Raw genomic sequence first — 3,357 nt, 5'->3', positions numbered from 1 at the left:
GATGACGGTAGCGCTGGAGCGTTTCGTATCCACGCATCCGGATCATCCCGGCCGCGTAGGGCTGCTGCTCACCAGCGATGAAGAGGGGCCGACCAATCTCGATGGCGTGCGCCGCATCGCCGCCTACTTGCGCGAGATCGGCGAGAAGATCGACTGGTGTGTAGTCGGTGAGCCATCGTCCAAGGAAAAACTCGGTGACCTGATCCGCGTCGGCCGGCGCGGCTCGCTGTCGGGAACGTTGACGGTTCGCGGCGTGCAGGGTCATGTGGCGTATCCGGACAAGGCGCTCAATCCCATCCACGCGTTTGCGCCCGCGTTGGCTGAACTCGCTGCGGAACGCTGGGATGAAGGCAACGCGGATTTTCCGCCGACGTCGTTCCAGGTTTCCAATCTCAACGCAGGCACCGGCGCGACCAATGTCATACCGGGTTCGTTGATGGCGCTGATCAATTTCCGCTACAGCACCGCGAGTACCGCGGAGAATCTTCGCCAGCGCACCGAAGCGATCCTCGCCAGGCACGGCCTGGATTACACGCTCGAGTGGACCTTGTCAGGCGAACCGTTTCTGTGTCCGCCAGGAGGACGCTTGCGCGATGCGGTAGTGTCGGTATGCCGCGAGTTCTGCGGCATGGAACCCGAACAGAGCACGGGCGGCGGTACCTCGGATGGCCGTTTCATCGCACCGATGGGGGCCGAAGTGGTGGAGCTGGGGCCGGTCAATGCCACCATCCACAAGGTGGACGAGTGCGTCGACGTGGCGGAGCTGGAGCGGTTGCCGGATCTCTATCTGGCGACTTGCGAACGGATGTTGATCCGGCCGCTTTGTTGATGCTGTAGGTTGGGGTTCGCGTACGCGAACCCAAACCCCAACCCCAACCCCAACATGGCCATGCACACGCATCGCCGGTATTGCTTCAACACAGCAACTGCGCATTCATCGCGGTGACGGCTCAAGCACCAAGGTGTACTTCGTCGCACCCGGCAGCAATGGCGTTGGCCGGCCATGTACCCAATCTTCGTGGCCGGCGCCATAAAACGGCGATAGCGGGTTATCGCTCTGTCCACCCGGCATTTCCAGAATGCCTTTGTCTTCGTGGCTCGGCGATACGTCCAGGCGTTCGGATGCTCCCACGCCGGGCCGCGCAACACGCGGCATGTTGTGGTCGCCAGGAAGTTCGTCTTCCGGCATGTCCAGCCAGCGACCGATAAAGCCGGGCAGGGCGCGCGACAACGGGTGCCGAATGCCGGCGTGATTGATCTCGCCCCAGGTGCGCGCGGCGAGTCCACCCGGTTCTTTGCCCAAAGTACCGGCGACATTGCGTGCGGCTTGCACCAGCAGCGCGTGCCAGTCGCGATACGCCGGATCGAGCAGATGTGCGGGTTGCTGTTGAATCAGCATCCACACGGCGGCTTCCTGGTTGCCGGGGCCGGGCCATTCGAAATCCGGAAAACGTTGTCTGATCCGGGTGGTGAAGGGAGCAAGAACCAGCTGATGCACTTCATCGCGGAAGGCGTGTACCAGGCGGTAATCCACGCTATCGGGTGCAGCTTCGTTGCGCCAGGCGGCGGTAAGCTGGCGCAACTGGCCGAGCGCGGGATCCTGCGTGTTGGCCAGCGTGGCTTGCAGCAACTGCTGCCAGCGGGAAAGGAATAGCGCGTGATCGTCGAGCTGGATATCCAGCAGGTTGGCAGGGCCGAAATCCGCACGTGCATGCAAGTCGTCGCGAATCTGCTGCGCACGCGCGCCGATGTCCTGTCCGCCATTGCCAAGCAAGGCGAAAGCATCGCCGCCGACCGTGCGATTGTTGGCCGTCCATAGGCGCCCATCTGCGGGATCGATGATACGTGGGTATTGCGACAGGGCGGCCCAGCCGGTCCAGCCGGTGTTCGGCTGCGACCAGTCGGCCGGCCGTTGCGGATCGAAGCCGGTGCGCAGCGGAATGCTGTTGCCTGCGATCGTCCAGCCAATATGGCCTGCGCTATCGGCGACCAGGAAGTTTTGCGGCGGCATGCCGAAGGTGGGCGCCAGATCCAGCGCGGCGGAAACGCTGCTGGTGTGCTCGAGCTGCATCAAAGTGAGGTTGTAGGCGCGGGGCTGATCACCGATCCAGGCCAACGCCAGCGGTGTGCCGTCGGTGTCCTTGGCCAGAATCGGTCCCCAGCGTGTGTCTTCCACGTGCAAGGTATGCGGCGCTGCGCCCTTGATAGCGATGACCTCGTCGTGCGCTTCAATCGTCGCCCAGCCTTCCGGCACTTTGTAGCGGCCAGGATCATGCGGGTCGCGCTGGATGCGCACCCAATCCATCCAGTCGCCATAGCTGTTGGTAAAGCCCCATGCGATCTGTCCGTTCGAGCCCACCACCAACGCAGGCGTGCCAGGCAGGGTGACGCCGACGACATCGCGTTGCCCGTTCGGTGCCGCGGGATCGGGATAGCGCAGGCGCGCGCGGAACCAGATGTCGGGCACGCGCAGGCCAAGGTGCATGTCGTTGGCGAGCATCGCCGAGCCGGAGCGGGAGATATTCCCCGCCACCGCGAAGCTGTTGCTGCCCGGATAGAAACGGTCCACCGGCGAGATCGCTGTTTCAGCGAGCCTTGCGCTAGCGGTTTGCGAACCGGACTGGCGTAGATCGAACACGTCCGCTCCGGGAATGACCGGCGAGGGCGAGACGACACCTTGCAATGGCGCCTCCCAGTTCGGATCGGGCGAGATCAGGAAGTCCACCAGCGGCTCGGGCAGCACTGCACGCATTTGGGCAATGTGCTGCTCGCGCGTGTCGCGGCCATCGTCGTTCAGATCCAGATACATTGCGGCGATCACCAGCAAACTGTCTTCCGAGCGCCAGGGTTGCGGTTTGGCCTTGAGCAGCAAGTACTCCCAGGGTTTCTCGCGCAGGTTCGAAAGGCCTGCGTTCACACCGTCGCGATAGATGTCCAGCATGTGCTTCTGGTCTGGCGTGAGCGCGGTATACGCAGCCTGGACGACCGCGCGCAGGCGATGGCGGCGATGATTGAGGTCGGTATCGAGCGCGGCCGGCCCGACCAGTTCCGACAGCTCGCCGGCGGCCACGCGGCGCATCAGGTCCATCGGAAAGAACCGTTCCTGCCCATGCACGTAGCCCAGCGCATAAGCTACGTCGTCGCGCGACTGGCCGGTGATGGTGACGGTGCCGAGTGCATCGCGGGTCACGTTCACCGCATGCTGCAGGCCGATCACCTGCTGACGACCCTCGAGTTGCGCACGACTGCCGGCGATCAGCCACCAGCCGGTAACGAACAGGCCGGCCGCAGCAATAAATAGAAGGGCCAACAAGGTGCGCAACCACCGGAAGCGAGATGTCGTCGTCATTGTTCGGC

At 63.6% G+C, this 3,357-nt stretch carries 2 protein-coding genes; one reads left to right on the top strand and one right to left on the bottom strand.

Annotated elements, in window-relative coordinates; translation table 11 throughout:
• Positions 1-829: succinyl-diaminopimelate desuccinylase (dapE, locus tag VMA74_RS13640; protein WP_325367837.1), on the top strand; the 829-nt coding region annotated here is incomplete at its 5' end.
• Between the two features lie 105 nt (positions 830-934).
• Here dapE and VMA74_RS13635 read toward each other — a convergent pair.
• Positions 935-3,349, bottom strand: coding sequence for a penicillin acylase family protein (locus VMA74_RS13635; protein ID WP_325367839.1), 2,415 nt, complete (start codon positions 3,347-3,349; stop codon positions 935-937).
• Between the last annotated feature and the right edge of the window lie 8 nt (positions 3,350-3,357).

Source organism: Dyella sp. (assembly GCF_035508675.1).
Taxonomy (GTDB): Bacteria; Pseudomonadota; Gammaproteobacteria; order Xanthomonadales; family Rhodanobacteraceae; genus Dyella_B.
This window is presented reverse-complemented; position numbering and strand designations above follow the sequence as displayed.